Source organism: Serratia sp. UGAL515B_01 (assembly GCF_033095805.1).
Classification (GTDB): domain Bacteria; phylum Pseudomonadota; class Gammaproteobacteria; order Enterobacterales; family Enterobacteriaceae; genus Chania.
The window spans coordinates 2,150,357-2,174,426 of record NZ_CP109901.1 but is presented as its reverse complement, the minus strand read 5'-3'; the positions used below and the strand labels follow the sequence as shown (position 1 = coordinate 2,174,426).

Annotated in this window: 16 protein-coding genes and 4 pseudogenes; 9 read left to right on the top strand and 11 right to left on the bottom strand. The window is 54.8% G+C overall.

All coding sequences use genetic code 11. The annotated features are described in order from the left end of the window. Window positions 1-277 precede the first annotated feature (277 nt). From OK023_RS09880 to OK023_RS09870, 3 genes are all read right to left on the bottom strand, one after another. Entirely contained in the window at window positions 278-622 is a 345-nt protein-coding gene (locus OK023_RS09880; protein WP_317692558.1) for a hypothetical protein, read from the bottom strand. Between the two features lie 22 nt (window positions 623-644). Continuing rightward, a complete protein-coding gene (locus OK023_RS09875; protein WP_317692557.1) occupies window positions 645-932 on the bottom strand; it encodes a SymE family type I addiction module toxin in 288 nt (95 codons plus the stop codon). A 77-nt stretch (window positions 933-1,009) separates the two neighbouring features. Next, a complete protein-coding gene (locus OK023_RS09870) occupies window positions 1,010-1,354 on the bottom strand; it encodes a helix-turn-helix transcriptional regulator (protein ID WP_317697625.1) in 345 nt (114 codons plus the stop codon). 130 nt (window positions 1,355-1,484) lie between these two features. Between OK023_RS09870 and OK023_RS09865 the strand changes: the two genes are divergently transcribed. The 4 genes and pseudogenes from OK023_RS09865 (at window position 1,485) to OK023_RS09850 (ending at window position 7,616) form a co-directional block, all read left to right on the top strand. After that, window positions 1,485-4,685 (top strand): CHC2 zinc finger domain-containing protein, encoded by a 3,201-nt coding sequence (locus OK023_RS09865; RefSeq protein WP_317692556.1) that lies wholly within the window; start codon window positions 1,485-1,487, stop codon window positions 4,683-4,685. A 158-nt stretch (window positions 4,686-4,843) separates the two neighbouring features. After that, window positions 4,844-6,009 (top strand): IS3 family transposase gene (locus OK023_RS09860; RefSeq protein WP_317692555.1). Its coding sequence is split into 2 segments (ribosomal slippage): window positions 4,844-5,108 and window positions 5,108-6,009, totalling 1,167 coding nucleotides; the frame shifts between segments, so codons are not numbered across the junction. A gap of 398 nt (window positions 6,010-6,407) precedes the next feature. Next, window positions 6,408-7,232 (top strand): annotated as a pseudogene (locus tag OK023_RS09855) (hypothetical protein); the annotation flags it as partial. Beyond that, window positions 7,233-7,616 carry a hypothetical protein gene (locus tag OK023_RS09850; protein WP_317692553.1) on the top strand — a complete coding sequence of 128 codons (384 nt, stop codon included), beginning with the start codon at window positions 7,233-7,235 and terminating at the stop codon, window positions 7,614-7,616. 214 nt (window positions 7,617-7,830) lie between these two features. Here the strand turns inward: OK023_RS09850 and tnpC are convergent. After that, window positions 7,831-8,598, bottom strand: a pseudogene (gene tnpC, locus OK023_RS09845) (IS66 family transposase); the annotation flags it as partial. Between the two features lie 282 nt (window positions 8,599-8,880). Here tnpC and OK023_RS09840 point away from each other — a divergent pair. Both OK023_RS09840 and OK023_RS09835 read left to right on the top strand, forming a co-directional pair. After that, window positions 8,881-9,843, top strand: a complete 963-nt coding sequence (locus OK023_RS09840; protein ID WP_317692552.1) for a DUF6862 domain-containing protein — start codon at window positions 8,881-8,883, stop codon at window positions 9,841-9,843. 9 nt (window positions 9,844-9,852) lie between these two features. Continuing rightward, on the top strand, window positions 9,853-10,215 hold the full coding sequence (locus OK023_RS09835; RefSeq protein WP_317692551.1) for a hypothetical protein: 363 nt from the start codon (window positions 9,853-9,855) through the stop codon (window positions 10,213-10,215). A gap of 42 nt (window positions 10,216-10,257) precedes the next feature. Here OK023_RS09835 and OK023_RS09830 read toward each other — a convergent pair whose 3' ends face one another. Continuing rightward, window positions 10,258-10,398, bottom strand: coding sequence for a hypothetical protein (locus OK023_RS09830; RefSeq protein ID WP_317697843.1), 141 nt, complete (start codon window positions 10,396-10,398; stop codon window positions 10,258-10,260). Between the two features lie 150 nt (window positions 10,399-10,548). Between OK023_RS09830 and tnpA the strand changes: the two genes are divergently transcribed. The 3 genes and pseudogenes from tnpA (at window position 10,549) to OK023_RS09820 (ending at window position 11,173) form a co-directional block, all read left to right on the top strand. Beyond that, a complete protein-coding gene (gene tnpA, locus OK023_RS19210; protein WP_411569353.1) occupies window positions 10,549-10,767 on the top strand; it encodes an IS66 family insertion sequence element accessory protein TnpA in 219 nt (72 codons plus the stop codon). After that, window positions 10,721-10,870, top strand: a pseudogene (locus tag OK023_RS09825) (transposase domain-containing protein); the annotation flags it as partial. The gene tnpA and the pseudogene OK023_RS09825, both read left to right, overlap by 47 nt. Before the next feature lie 105 nt (window positions 10,871-10,975). Next, entirely contained in the window at window positions 10,976-11,173 is a 198-nt protein-coding gene (locus OK023_RS09820) for a hypothetical protein (RefSeq protein WP_317692549.1), read from the top strand. 572 nt (window positions 11,174-11,745) lie between these two features. Here OK023_RS09820 and yrIlm read toward each other — a convergent pair. The 6 genes and pseudogenes from yrIlm to cstA all read right to left on the bottom strand — a co-directional run bounded on the left by yrIlm (window position 11,746) and on the right by cstA (window position 23,881). Then, the gene (gene yrIlm / locus OK023_RS09815; RefSeq protein WP_317692548.1) at window positions 11,746-19,077 is read right to left on the bottom strand and encodes a YrIlm family inverse autotransporter adhesin; all 7,332 of its coding nucleotides are present in this window, start codon (window positions 19,075-19,077) and stop codon (window positions 11,746-11,748) included. 916 nt (window positions 19,078-19,993) lie between these two features. Further along, the gene (locus OK023_RS19205; protein ID WP_411569420.1) at window positions 19,994-20,068 is read right to left on the bottom strand and encodes a hypothetical protein; all 75 of its coding nucleotides are present in this window, start codon (window positions 20,066-20,068) and stop codon (window positions 19,994-19,996) included. A gap of 17 nt (window positions 20,069-20,085) precedes the next feature. Beyond that, window positions 20,086-20,288 (bottom strand): annotated as a pseudogene (locus OK023_RS09810) (IS1-like element transposase); the annotation flags it as partial. 136 nt (window positions 20,289-20,424) lie between these two features. Further along, window positions 20,425-21,453, bottom strand: coding sequence for a GTP-binding protein (locus OK023_RS09805; protein WP_317692547.1), 1,029 nt, complete (start codon window positions 21,451-21,453; stop codon window positions 20,425-20,427). Window positions 21,454-21,502: 49 nt separating this feature from the next. Beyond that, window positions 21,503-21,700 carry a YbdD/YjiX family protein gene (locus OK023_RS09800; RefSeq protein ID WP_317692546.1) on the bottom strand — a complete coding sequence of 66 codons (198 nt, stop codon included), beginning with the start codon at window positions 21,698-21,700 and terminating at the stop codon, window positions 21,503-21,505. A 78-nt stretch (window positions 21,701-21,778) separates the two neighbouring features. Further along, window positions 21,779-23,881: a pyruvate/proton symporter CstA gene (gene cstA / locus OK023_RS09795; protein ID WP_317692545.1), complete on the bottom strand. Its 2,103-nt coding sequence runs from the start codon at window positions 23,879-23,881 to the stop codon at window positions 21,779-21,781. Window positions 23,882-24,070 lie beyond the last annotated feature (189 nt).

The following is a 24,070-nucleotide window of genomic DNA, read 5'->3' as shown; positions in this document are numbered from 1 at the left end:
ATCCTAACCCCTCTTAAATCCCGCTGCTGCAACCGAATCACATTGGTTGCAGCGGTGGCTTCCTGTTGTTCCACAGAGTGACGGCGGTTCGTCTTCTCTCTTAGCTGCCCAATGTCCGAAGGTGAGCCGTTAATCAGACGAAATCGTCGGACAGGAAATGTTTTGTACTTACCGCCATGCGGTGGCGGTGCGACAAAACAACCGGGTCAGGGCTACGCCCCGACACCCCACGCCGATAAAATAACCCCCCGGCTTAGCTGTCGGGGGGTTACTGTATCTATGCCCTGAAAACGTCCTCTTCTCGCCGCCGTAATCGGAGCACACCGGGGGCGGCGGTCACTTCCAGTTGTTCAGCATCGGTGATGCCGGACTCGGTGAGCCAGTCGCCAGCAATCACCAACTCGCCGTTCTCCCGCACCCAATCCGCGCCAAGATCCGGGCGGTGTTGGCTGGCCTCACAGAGTTGCTCCCAAACGGCTTCATCGGTGACGGGGGTGATCCACAGTGTGTGGTTCTGGAGCGTCAGTTGTAACGGGGTGCCGCAGGTAAAACCGAGTGTCGCCAGCGTATCGCCTGCCAATATCAGCTCCGGGATCGGTTCAGGGGTAAAAGTGATGTTCATCAGCATCTCTCCTTAGTCGCTATCACTCAACAAACATCAGGCCACCGGGGTAATGCTTGAGCCAGTTGGCCGCTGCTGCATCGTCAAACGGTTCAATGCTGAGTCCTTCCAAACAGCTCCACAGCTCGCGGGTGTTCTGCGCAGTGATCACCATGCAGCCGGGCATGATGCGTATTTTTAGCGGCATCCCTTCGGTAAATCCGGCTTCGGTGAGCCACTTCCCCCGCAGACTGATAGCCTGAAACCGAGCGCGTGAATAGCGCTCGGCTTGGGAAATGCGTTGTATTGCTTTATCATCGCTTGTAGCCATGATCAACTCCTTGCTAGTTGGTTGTGGTTAGCAGTAACAGCAGGGTGCAACCTGTTGTTACTGCGCTAAATCTGGTGTTATCCCTTCATCTTCGATGACCATCGTTCAGCTTCATACTTGATAATCATCCCTTCCAGCAGTTGCTTGATAACCTGCTGCTGTTCTGGTGCCATGCCGGAAATAGCCTGAAACTGCAACGCCAAATCAGCATCAGGAGCCAGTTCCCCTTCTTCAAAAATCAGCGAGTCAGTGGTAACGCGTAAGGTCTGTGCAATCTTCTTAATCGCTTCAAGAGAAGGTTGAGAGGTTCCAGCTTCGTAACGCTTAATCTGCGTGACATGCAAACCGATAGCATCAGCCAGCGCCTGCTGGGTCAAACCTTTACTCTTACGGATATGGGCTAAACGTGTGGAAACACTCATGGGCATCAACCAGTGAGAGAACAATCCCGTCATCTTAACCTCCGTATAAAGTGTGCTTGACAATGGTAGCATATCGGATACTAAAATAACGCACAATAGAATCTTGACCGGTTTTTATAGGAGCAGCGGAATGGGCAAAATGACCCCGGCAGAGCTGGAGCAGTTAAAGCGTGACGTGTCGCTGTTGAACGTGGCACAAAGCCAGCGGCGTGAGCTGAAACGCCAGGGCAAGGACTATGTGACGCTCTGCCCGTTCCATACCGAGAAAACTCCCTCTTGTGTTATCTCGCCTGCCAAAAATCTCTATCACTGCTTCGGCTGTGGCGCGGCGGGGTCGGTGCTGGACTGGCTGCAACAGACCGAGCGCCTCACCTTCCCCCAAACTCTGGTGCGACTGCGTGAACTGGCGGGAACGTCCTCCGTTGCTGCCACCGTTGCCTCTTCTTCTTCGCCGCCTGCGGTGCCGCCCACGCTCGCCGATCTGGATGACGATGGTCAGGCACTGCTTAACCAGGTGATCGACTTCTATCATCAGCAGTTACTGGCGTGGCCAGAGGCACAAGAGTGGTTGGTCAGCCGTGGCCTCAATCATCCTGAACTGATGAGTCACTTCCGGCTGGGGTTCGCCGGTGCGCATGGGATCGCCGGGGCGTTACCCTCCTCACAATCGAAAGCGGGTAGGCGGCTGCGGGAACGGCTGGTTGACGTGGGTGTGTTGCGGGAAACGACCCGACAAGACCACTTCAGGGGCTGTGTGGTGATGCCGGTGATCGGCTGGGCGGAGTCGGCCAACGTAGCGAACCGTGGCCGGGTGCTGCAACTGTACGGGCGGCGTACCCAGCCGGATTACAAGATTATCAAGGGGAATCCCAAACACCTGTATCTGTCGTCGCCGCTGGTTGGCGTATGGAATGAAGCCGCGCTGAAAGCGTCCTCGGAAGTGATCCTGTGTGAAGCGCTGATCGACGCCATGACCTTCTGGTGTGCCGGGTTCCGCAACGTGATCGCCGCCTACGGGGTGAACGGCTTCACGGCGGAGCATCGGGCGGCGTTGCAGTATCACGGCGTGAAACGGGTGTTGATCGCCTTCGACCGTGACGAGGCCGGGGATCGGGGCGCGGAAGCGGTGGCGGGTGAACTGCTGGAGGTGGGGATCGACGCATGGCGGGTGCGGTTCCCGCAAGGGCTGGATGCGAATGAATACGCACTAAAGAGCGGCAATCCTGAAAGGGCGCTGGGCTTGTCGTTGGAGCAGGCGCAGCGGCTCGGTGCGGCGTTGGAGCATGACACCGCCAGCGCAGAAACCCCTTCTTCTTTAGCCGCCCCTGCGGTGTCACACACGGAGGCGGTGGCGGGAGAAGTCACCGCGTCCGGTGAACTGCTGATGCACTGCGGCCCCCGCGTGTGGCGGGTGCGGGGCTGGCAGAAGAACAGCGTACCCGATGTGATGAAGGTTAACGTTCAGGTGCGGGATGAGTCTACCGGGGCGTTCCACGTTGACCAGTTGGACATGTACCACGCCAAACAGCGCCAGAGTTATATCAATGTGGCCACGGTCGAGCTGGGCTGTGAGACTTCTGTTATCAAGCGGGAGTGTGGGCGGTTGCTGCTGTTGCTGGAGCAGAAGCAGGACGAGGCGCGGCAGGCGGTAGAGCAGGCCACGCCTGCGGCGGTGGCGTTGAGTGCAGAGGATGAAGCGGCGGCGCTGGCGTTGTTGAAAGATGGGGCGTTGGCTACACGTATCGTTGATGACCTGGCCACCTGTGGCGTGGTGGGGGAATCGTCGAATCTGCTGACCGGGTATCTGGCGGCGACGTCGCGCAAGCTGGATAAACCCTTGGCGGTGCTGATACAGAGCAGCTCGGCGGCGGGTAAATCGTCGCTGATGGACGCGGTGCTGGGGCTGATGCCGGAAGAAGAACGTATCCAGTACAGCGCCATGACCGGGCAGAGCCTCTACTATCTGGGTGAAACCAGCCTGCAACACAAGATACTGGCTATCGCAGAAGAGGAAGGTGTTAGGCAAGCGGCGTATGCACTCAAGCTGTTGCAGTCGGACGGGGAGTTAAAGATAGCCTCAACGGGCAAGAACGAGCAGAGCGGCGAACTGGTCACGCGGGAATACAAGGTTCAAGGCCCGGTGATGCTGATGTTGACCACCACGGCCATCGATGTGGATGAAGAGTTACTGAACCGCTGTCTGGTGCTGACGGTGAACGAATCGCGGGAGCAGACGCAAGCCATCCACGCCATGCAGCGGCACGGTCAAACGCTGGAAGGACTGCTGGCGGCGAATGAAAAAGGGTATCTGACGCGGCTGCACCAGAACGCGCAACGGCTGTTAAGGCCGCTCCGGGTGGTGAACCCGTATGCGCACCAACTGACCTTCCTGAGCGATAAAACCCGTACCCGGCGCGACCATATGAAATACCTGACGCTGATACAGTCGATAGCGCTGTTGCACCAGTACCAGCGGGAAGTGAAGCGGGTACAGCATCGCGGTGAATGGCTGGAGTATATCGAGGTCGAGCGGTCTGATATCGAGTTGGCGAATCGGCTTGCTCATGAAGTGCTGGGGCGAACGCTGGACGAAATGCCGCCGCAAACGCGCAAGCTGTTGCTGCTGATACAGGACATGGTGAAGGGTATGGCAGCGCGTCAGGGTTGCCAGAGCGCGGAAGTGCGCTTTACCCGGCGGGATATCCGGGGTTACACCCACTGGAGTGATAACCAGCTCAAGGTACATTGCTTGCGCTTGAGCGAAATGGAATACCTGTTGCTGCACGGCGGTAGCCGTGGGCATCTGTTGCAGTATGAACTGTTGTGGGATGGCCAAAACGGTGATGAAAACCATCTGTGCGGCCTGCTTGATGTGGATGAGCATGCAGGCAGTAAGTGCAAGTTGGACTCAGAAGAAAGCAAGTTGGTGCCAAGTTGCTCCCAAGTTGGGGCCAGGTTGGAGGGTGACAAAGCGGCTTTAACCGAGGCAGAGCCAGGCTTGGCGGCTGATGTGGTTGGGGTTGAGCCAAACGCAGTAATCAAGGTGAAAAATAAACGGGCTGCTTCCCCCTCGCCCACGATGAATGTTGTGAATGGGGGCAGTGAGTGCAAGTTGGACTCAGAGGAAAGCAAGTTGGTGCCAAGTTGCCCCCAAGTTGGGGCTAAGTTGGAGGGCGAAAAAGTGGCTTCAACCGAGGCAGGACAAGGCTTGGCGGCTGATGAGGTTGGAGTTGAGCCAAACGCAGTAATCAAGGGGAATAAAAAATCGCCTGCCACCGCCCCCGGTCAGCAGGGGAGGGAACAGGAGGTGCTAAATGGCGCTGAGAGATAAAAAGACAGTCCCGCTGTTACAGGTTGGGCGCTGGCCTCACGGGAGTCTGGGGTACTGGATGGCCCATTATCTGCTGTGGCTGCAACTGTAGTGGATCAGTAATACCGGACACCTCAATAGCCTGTTAATTTAATGACAGCCAATTGAGGTAATTGATAATGACTCAACCTAAACAGACCAAACGCCGTTTTTCTCCTGAATTCAAACTGGAAGCTATTGAGCAGGTCGTTAAGTATCAGCGGTCAACCATCGAGGTTGCACGCGCTCTGGAGTTGGACCCCAGCCAATTGCGTAAATGGATACGCCAGCACAAAGAAGAAGTCAGCGGGGTGACGCCGGACAATCCTGCACTGACACCAGAGCAACGTGAAATCCAGTCGCTCAGAGCGCAGATTAAACGGCTAGAAATGGAAAAAGAAATACTAAAGCAGGCAGCCGTGTTGATGAGCGAGCTCCCCATCAAATCTTTGCGTTAATCACACGGCTGAAAACAAAATGGTCGGTGGTCGAATTGTGCCGCCTGCTCAAAGTAACGCGCAGTGTTTACTATGCCTCGCTGAATTCGCGGGTTGATGTAAAACGTCTGCAACTGCGTGCTCAGGTGCGGAAATTGCATCAACAGAGCCGGGGAGCAGCCGGCAGCAGAACACTGAGTCTGCTGATGCGTCAGTCGGGTTATAACGTGGGGCGCTGGCTGGCCCGCAGGCTGATGCAGGAATGTGGTCTGGCGAGTCGCCAACCCGGCAAGCCTCGTTACCGTGGTGAACGGGAGACGTCACTGGCATCGCCAGACTTACTGAAAAGGCAGTTTAAGCCGTCGGAGCCCAATCGTGTGTGGAGTGGAGATATCAGCTATATCAAAGTCAATGGTGGCTGGTGCTACCTGGCACTGGTGATTGACCTTTACTCCCGTCGGATAGTGGGCAGTGCCATATCGTCATCCCCGGATGCCGAGCTGGTGTGTCGAGCCCTGCGTAATGCACTGGAGACGCGACCAAAGGAAAAGAGGCTGCTGTTTCATTCGGATCAGGGAGGGCAGTACAGGAGTAAGAAATACAGGCAGTTACTGTGGAGGAACGGAGTGATGCAGAGTATGAGCCGCAGGGGTAACTGCCTGGATAACTCACCAATGGAAAGAGTGTTCCGAAGCCTGAAAAGTGAATGGCTGCCTGTCGGGGGTTATATGGATATCCATCATGCGGTACGAGATATCGGTGAATGGATACAAAGTTATTACAACACGGTACGCCCCCATCGGCACAATGGTGGATTACCGCCCTGTGAATACGAAGAGCAGTGGAAAAAGGCTACGAAGGTGTCCTGATTTTGTGATCCACTACAACCCGCCCTGGTTCTGTGTGGTCATGCAAAGTCAACACCCGGCTTGGGCAGGTGTGCTACAGAGCGCCGTTCCGGCCCTTGTGGGCCTCGCCAGCCCACGCCCGGCAGGCAGCGCGGCACGGCCCAGCCAAAAGCGGCTGTCCCGCCCCGCGCCGCCGCGATGTGGTGCTTCGACTAATGGCAAAGCGATAAAGCACTGCTATGATGTTGCGGCGGTTGCTCTTTAACAGTGCTGGGGAAAATGGCGTCACGGGCTGAAAAAGCGCGTCGGGGCGAAAAGTTGGCGGTGTGAAAATGCACTGGCGAAAAGTTGTTGTAACTGGCTGACTGCACAGGGAAAAAGGGGTTGCGGCGGTAAACTTCACGACGGAGCACGTTGTTCTCGAGAATAACTCGCTGAGTGGTGATGCGGCGCGTGAAACAGTTAAACAGGTGACGGCCAACCTGAAAGATCAGGTCAGGGATAAACTTGGCGAAGGGACATTGTCTGCTATCGTTAACAGCATTATCGGTGCGGCTGCAGATACCGGTGATGCGGTATTAGGCGGGGCGGATTACGGTGCTGATGCGGCAATGGCGCTTACCTCTTGCGCAATGGGAGACAGTTACTGTACCCAAGCATTAAACGATCTAGCAGGTAAAAATCAGGCAGCGGCAGATACGCTGAAAGCTCTGATGAAGAGTGAAACCTGGGAAGCGGTTGCCGGGCAGGTTAAAGAAGCCGCACAAGGTAACCAGCTTGCTCTGGAAGCCACGGGCGGAATGCTGGCGGGTATGTTCCTGCCAGGTAAGAAACTACCTGATGGTGTTGGTGGTAAGGCCGAATCAATTGCTGCTGATATAGGCAAAACTGGTACTGTATTTGATTCTATAAAAGGAACCCAGCCTGTTTATCCTGGTTCTGTTATCCCTAAATCTTTTGAAATGACACTACCTAACGGTCAAAAAGTGTGGGTGCATGGCAATGCTACAGAACACATGGCAGAATATGCGGCATCTAAAGCCGTAACTAATACGCCAGAGGCGGTCAGACTTGCCAGCCAGACAGAACTCAGAAGTTTTCAAGCTGCGTTAGATACCGCGACAAAGAACGGTATGTCATATGGGCGCATAACAGTCGATGGTTGGCAACTGGAAATCAAACCTCCGCGCGCTGCTGGTGAGTTGCCAACAGTCATTCATGCTCGTTATCTAGGGGCAAATTAAATGGACATAGAAATTACAAGTCCGATCAATATCACATTGGACGTAATAGAGCTTGATGAACATATTCCATCATTGAAGTTTAATTTGGTTATTCAAGTAAATAAATTTAGTTATAGCTTGAATGTCAGTTCCCAGGCATGGCTTGAATGCCAATGCTTTGATGAATTTATCGACAATATGCGGAATGATGATATAGCTCATCTTAAAGATATGAATGGATGTTTTGAGTTGATTTTAAATCCAGTTTTAGGATGGCTTGAATGGTCATGTGCTAAGGAAGATCTGCATGGATATGTCACAGTATCAAAAGGCAGAGAAAAGTTAACGGACGAGGCAAAATCTGCAATATATGCAGCGTTTAATAATTATCCTAAATGGTGGTGACTGTTAGGTCCGGTCTAAGCTACTACAACTAAAACAAGTAACCCCAGCCTTGGCTGGGGTTACTGCTTCTAAGCCCTGAAAACCTCCACTTCCCGCCGCTGCAACCGGAGCACACCGGGCGCGGCGGTTACCTCCAGATGTTCAGCGCTCGTAAGTAAGCATGCGGTGAACTCACATTGACGCAACTCACCGGTTCTGCCTCACACAGAATCGGTCAGTCGGTGAAGGTATTTTCCGGGAAGGGAAGCAGTTCGTGCAGACGTTCTTCTGGCCACTCAGGCAAGCGCGTCAGTACAGACTTTAACCACACATAAGGCTCAAGACCGTTGAGTCGAGCGGTTTCCAGCAGGCTCATGATTTTTGCAGCGCGTTGGCCTGCCGCCAATGATCCAGCAAACAGCCAGTTGGATCTCCCCATCACCACAGGACGGATCGCTCTTTCGCATCGGTTGTTGTCCATCGGCAACCCGCCGTCATCCAGGAATCGGCAAAGTTCAGTTTTGTGATTCAGCGCATACTGGATGGCTTTATATAATGCCGAGTTCGGCGGGCAGGCTTCAACCTGCCGCTCCAGCCAGGTCCACAACACCTCCAGTTTGCGCTTCGAGTACCGCTGTCGCCACTGCCGGATCTTATCTACCGGTCGGTGCCGGATCTTCTTTTCCAGCTTATACAGTTCACCGATCATCTTCAGCGCCGTTTCTGCCCACGGATCCTGATTCGCTTTAAACAGATCGGCAAAGCCCCGGCGGGCGTGGGCCCAACAGGCTACGTTGACTACGTCGCCACCTTTATTCAAGGAATGATAAGCCGCGTATCCGTCACTCACCAGACTCCCACTCCAGCCGCTCAGGTACGCTTGCGGATACGTCGCTGAACGCCCCGGCTGGCTGTCGAAGCAGACGATGGCGGGGCCGGTTTTTTCACCACTGACGTAGGCCCAGAGGTAACCTTTACGCGTTTTGCCACCCTGCTGTGCATCTCCCCAGCCCACACCCGGCAGGCTCTTCGTCGGTCACGGCAAGCCGTGACCTCCTCAGTGCCGCGCTTAAAACGACTAATGGCAAAGCGATAAAGCGCTGCTATGATGTTGCAGCGGTTGCTCTTTAATAGTGCTGGGGAAAATGGCGTCACGGGCTAAAAAAGCGCGTCGGGGCAAAAAGTTGGCGGTGTGAAAATGCACTGGCGAAAAGGGGTTGTAACTGGCTGACCGCACAGGGAAAAAGGGGTTGCGGCGGTTAACTTCACGATGGAGCACGTTGTTGTGGAGAATAACTATCTCAACGCCAGCGATAAGATCCGCCAACAGCAACTGGAAACCACACTGGCCAATGGCACGATTACCGACAGTGAAGTGAAAGATCTGGCTAACCTGACACAAAAGGATCTTACCAGTGACGCGAATCTGAAGGATGCCTGTGCTAATGGAGCCAGTGCGGGATGTATCCATGAACTGAAGCTGGCACAGGCAGCTAAAGAAAGCTATCAGGGTTATGCGGAATACCAGACCTATTACGACTTACGCGACCAGTTCCCGGAGGAAATGGCGAAATTCGGTGATTTAATCGGGGACTACTCGCGTGATCTGCTCAAGCTGGTAGATCAGGGTTATACGCCTGAACAGGCCAAGGCCAAGATGTCTCAGGATGCGGCCTACTCTGCAAAATATCAGCAAGCTTTGGAGGATGTTCCCGGCTGGGCCAAGATAGCGATCACCATCCAGGATACGGTGGGAATAGTTTACGGTGCCAAGGCAGCGGGTGTCAGTCTGGAAAAATTGGCTGCGAATGGGGCAACTAGCGCAACCAAGAGTACAGGCCAAGGAACAACGGGGTCTTTAACAGGTTCACAAACTAAATTACCCCCTAATGCAACACCTGAGAATATACGTTCTTTGGTAAGAGAAAATGAAAGTGCAAAAATACTCTCGGAGAATGGTTTTCACGTTGAACAAAACCCATTCACATCGGGAATAAAGAACCCTGATTATAAAATTAATGGTGAAATTTTCGATAACTATGCTCCAAGCTCTGGAAATATTAGAAATATATGGAGAGAAGTAAAGAAAAAGGTAGAAAAAGGGCAAACAAATAGTGTTGTTATTAACCTAGCGGATACAAAGGCAAGTGTTAGTGATCTACAGAAACAATTTAGTGATTGGCCTGTTAAAGGATTGAATAAAATTATTGTTATAGATCAATCGGGTAAACCGATAAGAATCAAGTAGGAGAATGGGATGGCAATTGATATAACATGTTATACCAAGTTAGGTGTTGAGTCATTGCAGCCTAAACTAGATGTAATTAAGTTAAATTATGGTTATTTATTTGAGCAGTCATATCTTATGTATGCTGCTGATGAAGTGTTAACTCATGAACAGTTAAAGTTTATTGAGGATCGAGTTGAAAAATATAAAAAGGAAACAGATCTACTAATAGCGGAAGAGTTTGGCCTTGAAGAACCTAGGTCATATTTTATGATGTCAGTCAATGATAAATCATTCCCTGAGTTGAACACTTCTGAAGTAGCAGACATGCTCAGGAAAGAGCTAGGGGAGGAAAATATTATTGTGCTTTTAAATGGTGAAGATCTAATCTAAATCTTGTAATAAATCCCGGCCAACTGGCCGGGATTTTTGCTTTTAAGCCCTAAAAACTTCCACTTCCCGCCGCTGCACCCGGAGCACTCCGGGTGCAGCGGTCACTTCCAGTTGTTCAGCATCGGTAATGCTGGACTCGGTGAGCCAGTCGCCAGCAATCACCAACTCGCCGTTCTCCCGCACCCAATCCGCGCCAAGATCCGGGCGGTGTTGGCTAGGTATACTCGACCCATCCAGGGCCTCGCCCCTTCGGGGCCGCTGCAAGCAGCGTTCAACTGTAATGGTGCGGTGAACTCACATTCCAATTGATTTTCGTCTAGGTAACATGCCGTTATGTTCATCATACGGAGAAATAAAATGCCTAACCGATACACCTCTGAGTTTAAAAAGCACCATGTTGAAGCCTGGTGGGCCAGCGGCCTGACTCGTCGCCAGTACTGTGAATCACAAGGCATCAACGAAGGGACCTTTAAGCACTGGCCTTCTCAGAGTAAGGCCAGCCATCGCTCAAATCATGAGCCTGCTGGAAACCGCTCGACTCAACGGTCTTGAGCCTTATGTGTGGTTAAAGTCTGTACTGACGCGCTTGCCTGAGTGGCCAGAAGAACGTCTGCACGAACTGCTTCCCTTCCCGGAAAATACCTTCACCGACTGACCGATTCTGTGTGATGCAGAACCGGTGAGTTGCGTCAATGTGAGTTCACCGCATGCTTACTATATTTCTAACAATCATGTTCCATATAAAGACTAAGTAATCAAAATGATCTTAAAGAAAGGTGTTGTTAATGAGGGGGAGTATGTTGGGTGGGAAATCGAGATTGTTGATGATAGAGCAGGCCAAACAGGAGGCTTCTACCTGATTTTACGCAGTAAAGAGGGTGAGGTTTTTGACTATTGGTTTGAGAAAAAACAGTTTCTAGATAATCAGTTAGCTGATTTTAATGTGCAATGGCACTGAAAACTTTAGTCTCGAATAACATTGGTTGCACCGGCGGCGGTTTGTCTTCTCTCTTAGCTACCCAACGCCCGAACGTAAACAGCTAATAGGCCTACATCGTCGGACAGGAAATGTTTTGTACTTACCGCCATGCTGTGGCGGTGCGACAAAACAACCTGGTCAGGGCTGCGCCCCGACACCCCACACCGATAAAATAACCCCCCGGCTTAGCTGTCGGGGGGTTACTGTATCTATGCCCTGAAAACGTCCTCTTCTCGCCGCCGTAATCGGAGCACACCGGGGGCGGCGGTCACTTCCAGTTGTTCAGCATTGGCAATGCCTGAGTCGGTGAGCCAGTCGCCACCAATGACGATCTCGCCGTTCTCCCGCACCCAATCCGCTCCCTTCGTCAATGTGAGTTCACCGTAGCATTACAAACGGCTCACCGAAGCCGAGGAGGTTTTCAGGTTCACCAGGCGCGGAACTCATCGTGGCGCGGGCATCCTTGCCCACATAGACGCCGGATAGATTTAAGCAAGCCCAGCATTAATCAAAAATCAGTGTTGCAAAAATGGGGGTGACCATAGATTTTTTCATCTGTCTGAATCCCCTTGCCTTATCCACTTACCCGAATCGAAAGCAAAGCTAACAGTTTGATTCGTAGATATCGTCAGGTTGGCAGAAAGATTTGTATTAGCGCTTGACACGAAAGCATCAAAGATGGCCTGTGAAGTAATTGTGATTTTATTACCATCTTTCGCTCCAGTTGCTGGTAAAACTACCGGGTTATTGAACCAGTTTCCATTATAAAAACTAAACACGACCAGATCGTATCCAGCAGGAATATTAGGACTACCCAGAACGTTAGGTGAAGTATTTAATATCGTCGTTATTGGTATGTCTACAGCCGTTACATTAAATGCCGTCGAATTTACATTCACACTCACTCTCACGGTTCCTGATGCAACTTTAGAAGTAAATGTAGCGCGATATACACCAGCACTTATTTCTGTTACTGAACCTATAGTGCCTAATGAGCTGGAGGAACTATTAAAGGTTACAGCCTGTCCTCTAACCAAGTTGTTGTTGGCATCTTTAAGGGTAAAGGCTAGCGTTGACGTGGTAGCGACGTTATTAGTCACCACTAAGCTGGTTGGAGTTGCAACTAGGCTTGATAAAGAAGGGCTCAGGTTGTGGCTGTCACCGTTGATGGTTACTGTCGCTGGCGTGACCCCCAGCGCAGTGCCGCCGACGGTGGTGGTCAGGCTGGCCACGCCGGCCACGGTGCCCGCGGTCAGCGTCGCGGTATACACCCCGTTGGGGCCTTCACTCACCGCGCCGAGGGTGCCGAGCGTGGTGGCCAAGGCCACGCTCTGGCCAGTGACCGGGTTGTCGTTGCTGTCGCGCAGCGTCAGCGTTACCCGGGCGGTGTCGCGGCCGTTGGCCTCGATCGCCCCCGGCGCCGCCGTCAGGGTGGACTTGGTGGGGCTGAGGTCGCCGCTGTTGCCGTTCAGGGTGACGGTGGCCGGGGTGACCTCCAGCGCAGTGCCGCCGACGGTGGTGGTAAGGCTGGCCACGCCGGCCACGGTGCCCGCGGTCAGCGTCGCGGTATACACCCCGTTGGGGCCTTCACTCACCGCGCCGAGGGCGCCGAGCGTGGTGGCCAAGGCCACGCTCTGGCCGCTGACCGGGTTGTCGTTGCTGTCGCGCAGCGTCAGCGTCACCCGGGCGGTGTCGTGGCCGTTGGCCTCGATCGCCCCCGGCGCCGCCGTCAGGGTGGACTTGGTGGGGCTGAGGTCGCCGCTGTTGCCGTTCAGGGTGACGGTGGCCGGGGTGACCCCCAGCGCAGTGCCGCCGACGGTGGTGGTCAGGCTGGCCACGCCGGCCACGGTGCCCGCGGTCAGCGTCGCGGTATACACCCCGTTGGGGCCTTCACTCACCGCGCCGAGGGCGCCGAGCGTGGTGGCCAAGGCCACGCTCTGGCCGCTGACCGGGTTGTCGTTGCTGTCGCGCAGCGTCAGCGTCACCCGGGCGGTGTCGTGGCCGTTGGCCTCGATCGCCCCCGGCGCCGCCGTCAGGGTGGAGTTGGTGGGGCTGAGGTCGCCGCTGTTGCCGTTCAGGGTGACGGTGGCCGGGGTGACCCCCAGCGCAGTGCCGCCGACGGTGGTGGTCAGGCTGGCCACGCCGGCCACGGTGCCCGCGGTCAGCGTTGCGGTATACACCCCGTTGGGGCCTTCACTCACCGCGCCGAGAGCGCCGAGCGTGGTGACCAAGGCCACGGTCTGGCCAGTGACCGGGTTGTCGTTGCTGTCGCGCAGCGTCAGCGTCACCCGGGCGGTGTCGTGGCCGTTGGCCTCGATCGCCCCCGGTGCCGCCGTCAGGGTGGACTTGGTGGGGCTGAGGTCGCCGCTGTTGCCGTTCAGGGTGACGGTGGCCGGGGTGACCCCCAGCGCAGTGCCGCCCACGGTGGTGGTCAGGCTGGCCACGCCGGCCACGGTGCCCGCGGTCAGCGTCGCGGTATACACCCCGTTGGGGCCTTCACTCACCGCGCCGAGGGTGCCGAGCGTGGTGGCCAAGGCCACGCTCTGGCCGCTGACCGGGTTGTCGTTGCTGTCGCGCAGCGTCAGCGTCACTCGGGCGGTGTCGTGGCCGTTGGCCTCGATCGCCCCCGGCGCCGCCGTCAGGGTGGAGTTGGTGGGGCTGAGGTCGCCGCTGTTGCCGTTCAGGGTGACGGTGGCCGGGGTGACCCCCAGCGCAGTGCCGCCGACGGTGGTGGTCAGGCTGGCGACGCCGGCCACGGTGCCCGCGGTCAGCGTCGCGGTATACACCCCGTTGGGGCCTTCACTCACCGGGCCGAGGGTGCCGAGCGTGGTGGCCAAGGCCACGCTCTGGCCGCTGACCGGGTTGTCGTTGCTGTCGCGCAGCGTCAGCGTTACTCGGGCGGTGTCGCGGCCGTTGGCCTCGATCGCCCCCGGCGCCGCCGTCAGGGTGGAGTTGGTGGGGCTGAGGTCGCCGCTGTTGCCGTTCAGGGTGACGGTGGCCGGGGTGACCGCCAGCGCAGTGCCACCCACGGTGGTGGTCAGGCTGGCCACGCCGGCCACGGTGCCCGCGGTCAGCGTTGCGGTATACACCCCGTTGGGGCCTTCACTCACCGGGCCGAGGGTGCCGAGCGTGGTGGCCAAGGCCACGCTCTGGCCGCTGACCGGGTTGTCGTTGCTGTCGCGCAGCGTCAGCGTCACTCGGGCGGTGTCGCGGCCGTTGGCCTCGATCGCCCCCGGCGCCGCCGTCAGGGTGGAGTTGGTGGGGCTCAGGTCGCCGCTGTTGCCGTTCAGGGTGACGGTGGCCGGGGTGACCCCCAGCGCAGTGCCGCCGACGGTGGTGGTCAGGCTGGCCACGCCGGCCACGGTGCCCGCGGTCAGCGTTGCGGTATACACCCCGTTGGGGCCTTCACTCACCGGGCCGAGGGTGCCGAGCGTGGTGGCCAAGGCCACGCTCTGGCCAGTGACCGGGTTGTCGTTGCTGTCGCGCAGCGTCAGCGTTACTCGGGCGGTGTCGCGGCCGTTGGCCTCGATCGCCCCCGGCGCCGCCGTCAGGGTGGAGTTGGTGGGGCTGAGGTCGCCGCTGTTGCCGTTCAGGGTGACGGTGGCCGGGGTGACCGCCAGCGCAGTGCCACCCACGGTGGTGGTCAGGCTGGCGACGCCGGCCACGGTGCCCGCGGTCAGCGTCGCGGTATACACCCCGTTGGGGCCTTCACTCACCGGGCCGAGGGTGCCGAGCGTGGTGGCCAAGGCCACGCTCTGGCCAGTGACCGGGTTGTCGTTGCTGTCGCGCAGCGTCAGCGTCACCCGGGCGGTGTCGCGGCCGTTGGCCTCGATCGCCCCCGGCGCCGCCGTCAGGGTGGAGTTGGTGGGGCTGAGGTCGCCGCTGTTGCCGTTCAGGGTGACGGTGGCCGGGGTGACCCCCAGCGCAGAGCCGCCGACGGTGGTGGTCAGGCTGGCGACGCCGGCCACGGTGCCCGCGGTCAGCGTCGCGGTATACACCCCGTTGGGGCCTTCACTCACCGCGCCGAGGGTGCCGAGCGTGGTGGCCAGGGCCACGCTCTGGCCACTGACCGGGTTGTCGTTGCTGTCGCGCAGCGTCAGCGTTACCCGGGCGGTGTCGCGGCCGTTGGCCTCGATCGCCCCCGGCGCCGCCGTCAGGGTGGAGTTGGTGGGGCTCAGGTCGCCGCTGTTGCCGTTCAGGGTGACGGTGGCCGGGGTGACCCCCAGCGCAGTGCCGCCGACGGTGGTGGTCAGGCTGGCCACGCCGGCCACGGTGCCCGCGGTCAGCGTCGCGGTATACACCCCGTTGGGGCCTTCACTCACCGCGCCGAGGGTGCCGAGCGTGGTGGCCAAGGCCACGCTCTGGCCGCTGACCGGGTTGTCGTTGCTGTCGCGCAGCGTCAGCGTCACCCGGGCGGTGTCGTGGCCGTTGGCCTCGATCGCCCCCGGCGCCGCCGTCAGGGTGGAGTTGGTGGGGCTGAGGTCGCCGCTGTTGCCGTTCAGGGTGACGGTGGCCGGGGTGACCCCCAGCGCAGTGCCGCCGACGGTGGTGGTCAGGCTGGCCACGCCGGCCACGGTGCCCGCGGTCAGCGTTGCGGTATACACCCCGTTGGGGCCTTCACTCACCGGGCCGAGGGTGCCGAGCGTGGTGGCCAAGGCCACGGTCTGGCCGCTGACCGGGTTGTCGTTGCTGTCGCGCAGCGTCAGCGTCACCCGGGCGGTGTCGTGGCCGTTGGCCTCGATCGCCCCCGGCGCCGCCGTCAGGGTGGAGTTGGTGGGGCTGAGGTCGCCGCTGTTGCCGTTCAGGGTGACGGTGGCCGGGGTGACCCCCAGCGCAGTACCGCCGACGGTGGTGGTCAGGCTGGCCACGCCGGCCACGGTGCCCGCGGTCAGCGTCGCGGTATACACCCCGTTGGGGCCTTCACTCACCGCGCCGAGGGTGCCGAGCGTGGTGGCCAAGGCCACGCTCTGGCCGCTGACCGGGTTGTCGTTGCTGTCGCGCAGCGTCAGCGTCACCCGGGCGGTGTCGTGGCCGTTGGCCTCGATCGCCCCCGGCGCCGCCGTCAGGGTGGAGTTGGTGGGGCTGAGGTCGCCGCTGTTGCCGTTCAGGGTGACGGTGGCCGGGGTGACCCCCAGCGCAGTGCCGCCGACGGTGGTGGTCAGGCTGGCCACGCCGGCCACGGTGCCCGCGGTCAGCGTCGCGGTATACACCCCGTTGGGGCCTTCACTCACCGCGCCGAGGGCGCCGAGCGTGGTGGCCAAGGCCACGCTCTGGCCGCTGACCGGGTTGTCGTTGCTGTCGCGCAGCGTCAGCGTCACCCGGGCGGTGTCGTGGCCGTTGGCCTCGATCGCCCCCGGCGCCGCCGTCAGGGTGGAGTTGGTGGGGCTGAGGTCGCCGCTGTTGCCGTTCAGGGTGACGGTGGCCGGGGTGACCCCCAGCGCAGTGCCGCCGACGGTGGTGGTCAGGCTGGCCACGCCGGCCACGGTGCCCGCGGTCAGCGTCGCGGTATACACCCCGTTGGGGCCTTCAGTCACCGCACCGAGGGTGCCGAGCGTGGTGGCCAAGGCCACGCTCTGGCCAGTGACCGGGTTGTCGTTGCTGTCGCACAGCGTCAGCGTCACCCGGGCGGTGTCGCGGCCGTTGGCCTCGATCGCCTCCGGCGCCGCCGTCAGGGTGGACTTGGTGGTATCAATGTTGTCGGCGGTCATGGTGACCTGAATCGGGGCAACACTAAAAGCATTACCGTCCACCAGAACCGTGATATCGAACGTGCCTGCCTTTGTGCCCGTCAACGACGCGGTATAGGTACCGTCACCGTGATCGGTGACTGGACCCACATTAGTGGTCGCGGCACGAGCATTGACATTGGTGAGGTTGCTGGTAAAGCTCACGTTCCGCCCAGGGACCAAATTCTTATTCCGGTCCTTCAGCGTGAGTTTCAGGGTGGATGCACTCGTCCCATCGGCGATGATGGTGGTGGGGACCGCAATGAGCGACGAAATGGTGGGATCCAGGTTGTCAGGATCGCCAAGGAAATTGACGCTGACAACTTGGCTGCTATCGTTTACGCTGGCAGTGATGTGGCTGACACCGGCCCGGGTACTGCTGATTTCGGCGATTGCTATACCATCGGGACCTGTCTTTCCTACGATCGTATTCACGTTGGCGTTATTATCAGCAGTGAAGATTACTGTCTGGTCAGGCATGGGGTTATTAGCCCCATCTGTCACGATGGCATGCACCGCGTCGGTTGCAACTCCGTTGCTTACAGCATTGTCGCGGCTGACAGTCAAATTGCCACGATTAATCACTGCACTCCCTGGTATTACGTTTAATTGCATGGACGCACGAGGGGACATATTCCCCTGGCGATCGTAAGCTACAGCACTCAAGGCATAGAGATTAATGCCGTGCGCTTTTTGATACGCAGGTAGTGTGATAACCACTGTTTGCGGCGATACTGGTACTAGGGTTCCCCCGCTTGCAACCAACTCGGCACTGTCCCACTCAATTCGATCAAGCCCGTATTTGCTGGTTACCTGTGCAGTCACCGTGACGGTGGAATGCGCTTCACCGGTCATGGATTCAGGTAGTGATAAACGGATCAGTTCCTGTTTTTGATAATCCAGCACAATGTTATTGTTGCGTTCAACCAAATCGTGTCGGCTTGCCGACAAGGTGCGGCTTGCTGCTACGCTTGATGAGTCGAAATGGGATTGCCAGGATTGCCCCAAGCGGTAGTTAAATTGGATATTCAGGCTGTCGTCAGATTGCCCACCTTTCCCAGCCCGATGCTCGATGCCAAAAGTCAGTAAGGGGAAAGGGGTGTAATTAATTCCGACAGTAAGCGCACGCGGATCTTTTTGACGACTATCTTTGCCCAATAACGCCACCTCATCACCAAAATACTGTTCATACATTAACTTACCCCCCAGTTGTGGATAGGCGGGTAAATAGGCTTCGGCACGCACATCATAACCGTTGGCAGGACGTTCGTTGTAGTCGGCAAAATCACGGGACTGATGCCAGTCTGTCAGGCCGAAATAGCTATTAGCGGATAGCTTGAAGTAGTTGGTCCAGGCTTCTGCACCCAAGCCAAAACGGTGGTTGTTACCGCTCATGTCGTTATCAAAAAAGGCGTTGATACCATACATCCATTGATTCTGAAGAGTACGAAATCCCGCACCGATATTCAGTGTATTACGGTTGTCTTTATTACGAAGACCTAACTGAGTAAACAGCAGGTTTTGCTGATTATCAAACGCAGGAACCAAAACATCCAGAGCACTGCCATCAAGATGAAAATTATCGTTAATCCCCAACTGGACTCTTGCGGTACCAAATTGGTTAAGCCATTGCTGTACGGAATCGTTGAATTGGTTCGTGACCACAGAGCGGGCCAACTGCTCTGCCGACTTGCTGGTGTTGCCATTGGCAAGAGCAGTTCCCCCGGTGATGGCATAACCAGCCAGTTTGTTTTCGTTTGGTAGGGAAGGATGATTATCTACTAACAAGGGCGAGCGCTTGCGCGGCACATCAATTTCATCCCCCACGGTCAATGCGACAAAAGGTTTGGAAAACGTCCGGTACTGGTTAAGTTTTTTTAGTTCATCAACGGACAGACCGTATTTCTTAGCCACCGTTTCTACATTTTCACCGCTGCTCAAAACATAAGGCGTCGTAGCAACATAGGAGGAAACTGAATGAGAGTTAACAGAAGCGGCTATGGCTGGTGAAAACGATAGGCAAAGCGGAAAAAATAATTGGAAAAAAAGGGTGAACCATGCAGTTAACCTAATTCTGTAAGGCTGAGTGCTTATTGTTTTGGCTCTTCTTGATTTTGGGCTCGTATTATTTGATTTTTTTATAAAAAGGTTCCGCATATCCATGCTCCCAAACTGACTGCTTTATTGATCAAAGCACAGTGTAAAATATAGGATATGTTTATTTAACTAATTTAGTTTAAATAAATGTAATGTAATGGTTCAAGGAGTTACATATACACCGTTCACTGCTGTGAAATGGTATGTATTACTGAGTGAAAGAAAATAGACGAGAAATGATAAAAATAGGGAACGTAGCGCCACAATATAGTTGTAATACTGCCCCATACTGGCTTCGTAATGTTTCTTCAGGGTTGGGGATCGGGGGGGGATATTGTACCAGTATATTAAACATCAATCTGGTGAGTGCTAGTCGTCACATTTTATTTATTTTTTGGATTGTAATAATAATATTAAGATGGATTTCCGTTGTCTTCTGGTAGATCCTGTCGCATTTTTCATAATTCCCCATTTTCGAGTATGAAATAGCATTTATACTCGTCATACTTCAAGTTGCATGTGCGTTGGCTTTCCTCACTCACCCCAGTCACTTACTTGAGTAAGCTCCTAGGGATCCGTTGCGTTGCCGCCTTCCTGCAACTCGAATCATTTTGGGTATACACCATAGTATTCCACTTTACGCTAGGTCTTGAGCTGTAAAGGGCACAATCCTTAAAACAGCAAGAACGTGAACTGGTGCAGGTTGCGAACACATCGTGACGTTATGGTAAAAATAAAAATATTAACTCTAAATAAACGCGCTTAATACCGCTTCACTGTAAGCTTCAGGTAGGTGGGAATAATGCGGAACGCCGACACGCCGTGAACCCATCCCTAGGGGCTCGTATCGCGCATCCATGCGCTCAACGGTATCACTCCCACCTGTAGCACTATTAGACGCATCTATTTAGTGGTATTGCGAAATGCTATTTAGTTGTTCTGGTCGAGTATTCAATATGGTGAATGGGTCATGTATTTAATGTGTAGATTTTGTCATTGCAGGTAGGTAATACTCACGTTCGATGAATGTACCGATAATTTTGTCATGCATTTCTACTGATTTTGAGTATCCGAGAGTCTTGCGATTAGTTGAATTTGCAGGTTATCCAGCGGCAATGTTGTTAAATTCCGCGGCGAGAGTTTTTTAAGGTGCGCACAACAGCATTGAGACTGATATGCAACGCCCGTGCGGTATCGCGGATACCTGAGTTGTTCATGGCTATGTCAACGATTTGCTCTTTCATCCCCGGGTGGCAGGTGCGATAAGCGTAAACCTGAAGAGAACATAGAGCATGGGCGCTATTTTTATTGCAGAGCAACACATTGAATACTTGCCCCAGATAGGCTAGGGCTTTTTGCTTGCTGAGTTATACCGTTGCAGCTTATTGAACAAGCTTTGGGACTGCTTCAAAATTCAGTAGCCATAAATCCTTCACGTAAAGACGCAATTGGCAGATACCTGCCAATGACCACTAAACGCGACCGTCGATGACTATTTACTTCCCATTCTGAACCGTAATCAAAGCCAACCACTTTGTGAATGCCTTGAACGATCAGTCGTTGCGAATTACCTGCAATGGCCAGCACGCCTTTATATCGCAGCATATCATTCCCGTGCAGCTCAATGATGCTCTCCATAAATACGCCAATTTTTTTTAAATCCAGCTCTCTGGCTTCAAAAATGTGGGCCTGAATGTCATCACTCCAGGATTGTTCAGCCGTTTTGGGCACTGGTCGAAAAGCCTGAAATTTCATCGGTTGCGGTTCTGCGGGACGGATCGCATATGTTCCCATGCTGATGTCGATGTTGTCATTCAGCTCGAACGCATGGATATCCAGCCACAGCGACGGCGGGCATTTTCCTTGCACGATCTCAAAAATTTCCGCCTTGCTGTTTATCTGGTGAATACGTTGAATAGTTTGTGCTTTCAACGACTCATCCACTCGATCGGTCTTGGTCAGTAGTATGCGATCGGCAAAACCAATTTGTGCCGCAGCTACGCGGTGTTCACTGAGTTGACGTTGGATATGCTCACAGTCCGCGAGAGTAATAACCGCATCGAGGTGCATGGCGTCACGCAAACGTTCATCAACAAAAAAGGTTTGAACAATCGGCGCAGGGTCTGCAAGACCGGTAGTTTCAACGATTAACCGATCAAAACTCAGTGTCCCTTGCGCACGTTTATCGAGCATTTCATGCAAGGCTTCGGTGAATTCCCCGCGTACGCTACAGCAAACACAACCATTACTTAGCTCGACGATACTGACGTTTTCCCCGCCGCGTAGCAGGTCTCCGTCAATGCTGACAGCACCAAATTCATTTTCTAAAATTGCGATGGGTTGGTTGTTGTTATGTTCGAGAAGATAATTAATCAACGTCGTTTTGCCTGACCCCAAAAAGCCGCTCAGGATTGTAACCGGTACAGCATCGTTCATTGTGTATTCCAAGGTTAGAGGTGCTCTGCCAGGATTATCGATGCTATTATTAGCAGCATCGTGCACCGCCTTTGCCTCCGTAGCGTGCATCCTGACGTTCGCGGAAGAACTCTTCGTATGTCATCGGTGTCTGTTCAGGATGCGTCAACCGCATATGCTGAACATAATTATCATAATCAGGCACGCCAACCATCAATTTCGCGGTCTGCCCAAGATATTTCCCCGCTTTGGCGAGAGTATCAAACATTTTATCACTCCAACAAATCTGAAAGACTGATGGGACAACCCCATCAGCCTCGTCTCGCTACAAAGTATGACGCCAGTATCAGTGAGCTGTTTTGGCGTTGCTCACTATATCTTTATAGTTCTCCGGCATGGGTTCGTATGGTGTTTCGTTAGCCGTAGGTTTGTCGATTCTTAATGACAGAAGGGCCGTTTTTATCGAGAAGAACGCTATAACCACCACGACAACCATAAAGAACATGGTCAGCCCAGCATCAAGCCGATTGTTGAACACCAATTGGGCCAGTTGAGATTCAGTGTATTGTGGTGGGATCTGGCCACTATCAATCATTGCCTGGAATTTATTGGCAATAGCCAGGAACCCTACGCGAGTATCTTCACTGAATGATTTTTGCCATCCTGCGGCGAGGGTGCAAACTAGCAACCATGAGGTCGGAACTAGAGCTACCCACGCGTAACGCTGCCTTTTCATCTTGAACAACACAACAGCACACAACGATAGCGCCATTGCTGCCAGCATCTGGTTAGCAATCCCGAACAGAGGCCACAGGGTATTAATCCCACCGAGTGGATCCACTACGCCCTGGTGCAAGAAGTATCCCCAAGCCATGACGCAGAGTGCCGTTGCAATCAGGTTGGCTGGCAATGAGTCTGTTTTTTTCATCGAAGGGGCTACCACGCCTAGCAAATCCTGCAGCATAAATCGTGCCGCTCGCGTTCCTGCATCAACAGCGGTCAGGATAAACAGTGCCTCAAACAGGATGGCAAAGTGATACCAGAAGGAGATCTCCATGAGTCCCCCCAGCGCACCGTGTAAGATATAGGCCATTCCGACAGCCAAGGTTGGTGCTCCGCCAGCACGGGAGATAATGCTTTGTTCTCCCACTTCATTAGCGATGGTTTGCAGAGTTTCAGGTGTGACTTGAAAGCCCCAACCGCTTACTACTGCAGCGGCAGAAGCCACAACATCGCTAGTACCTGCCGGAGCCAGAACTGCCAGCGGGCTATTCATGGCAAAGTACACGCCGGGATCGATCACACAGGCGGCAACCAGTGCCATAATAGCTACGAAAGACTCCATCAACATGCCACCGTAACCGATAAATCGGGCCTGATTTTCATTGGCGAGCATCTTTGGTGTCGTCCCGGAGGCGATCAGCGCGTGGAAACCTGAAACTGCGCCACAGGCGATGGTGATAAACAGGAATGGGAACAGGTTGCCTGTCCATACGGGGCCAGTACCGTCAACAAACCGGGTTAGTGCGGGCATTTCCAGCGTGGGGCTAACCACCAGAATACCGATGGCCAAACCTACAATCGTCCCGATTTTTAAGAAGGTGGAGAGATAATCACGTGGTGCTAATAGCAACCATACCGGCAGTACTGCAGCAACAAAACCATAGCCGACCAAAATCCAGGTCAACTGTACTCCGGTAAAATCAAAGTAAGGTGCCCAAGTTGCACTTTCGGCAACCCAACCACCCGAAATGATTGCAAATACCAGGAAGATCAATCCAATAATGGAGACTTCACCGATACGGCCTGGGCGGATATACCGGGTATAAACCCCCATGAATATCGCTAGCGGGATGGTAAAGGCAACCGTATAAGTTCCCCATGGGCTGTGAGTGAGAGCTTTAACGACGATCATCGCCAGCACGGCCAAAATGATCACCATGATCATAAAGCAGGCTATCAGGGCGATAACCCCTGCCGTATTACCCATCTCATCTTTGATCAGTTCCCCTAAAGAACGTCCATCGCGACGGGTAGATACGAACAGCACCATAAAGTCCTGCACGGCTCCGGCGAAGACCACCCCGGCTAACAGCCAAAGCATTCCCGGTAGATAGCCCATTTGTGCAGCGAGTACCGGACCGACCAACGGCCCAGCACCTGCAATTGCCGCAAAGTGATGGCCAAAGAGAACTTTCTTGTCGGTAGGGACATAATCCAAGCCATCATTATGACGAATGGCTGGTGTCATACGGGTGGAGTCTACCGAAAGAACGCGTTCTGCAATAAACAAAGCATAATAGCGATAGGCGATGAGATAGACGCATACCGCAGCAACGACTATCCACAAAGCGTTGATTCGTTCACCACGGTTTAGTGCTATATAGCCAAGAGCGAACGCACCCACGAGTGCTAGCACTATCCATGTCGCGTGTTTTTTAATGTTCATGAGTGTAAGCCTAACGTTGTTATTACAACAAAATGCGTATTATGTTCTAGGTTGTACTCAAGTTACTTGAAGGTGTAGACTCGGCCTCGAGGACCCAAGCCAAGCCATCTGTATCTTGAAGACCTACGAGTATAAAAACCTAGAGATTCTATATCGTTAACGTCTGCTATGCAGAGCCTTCCTGTCATC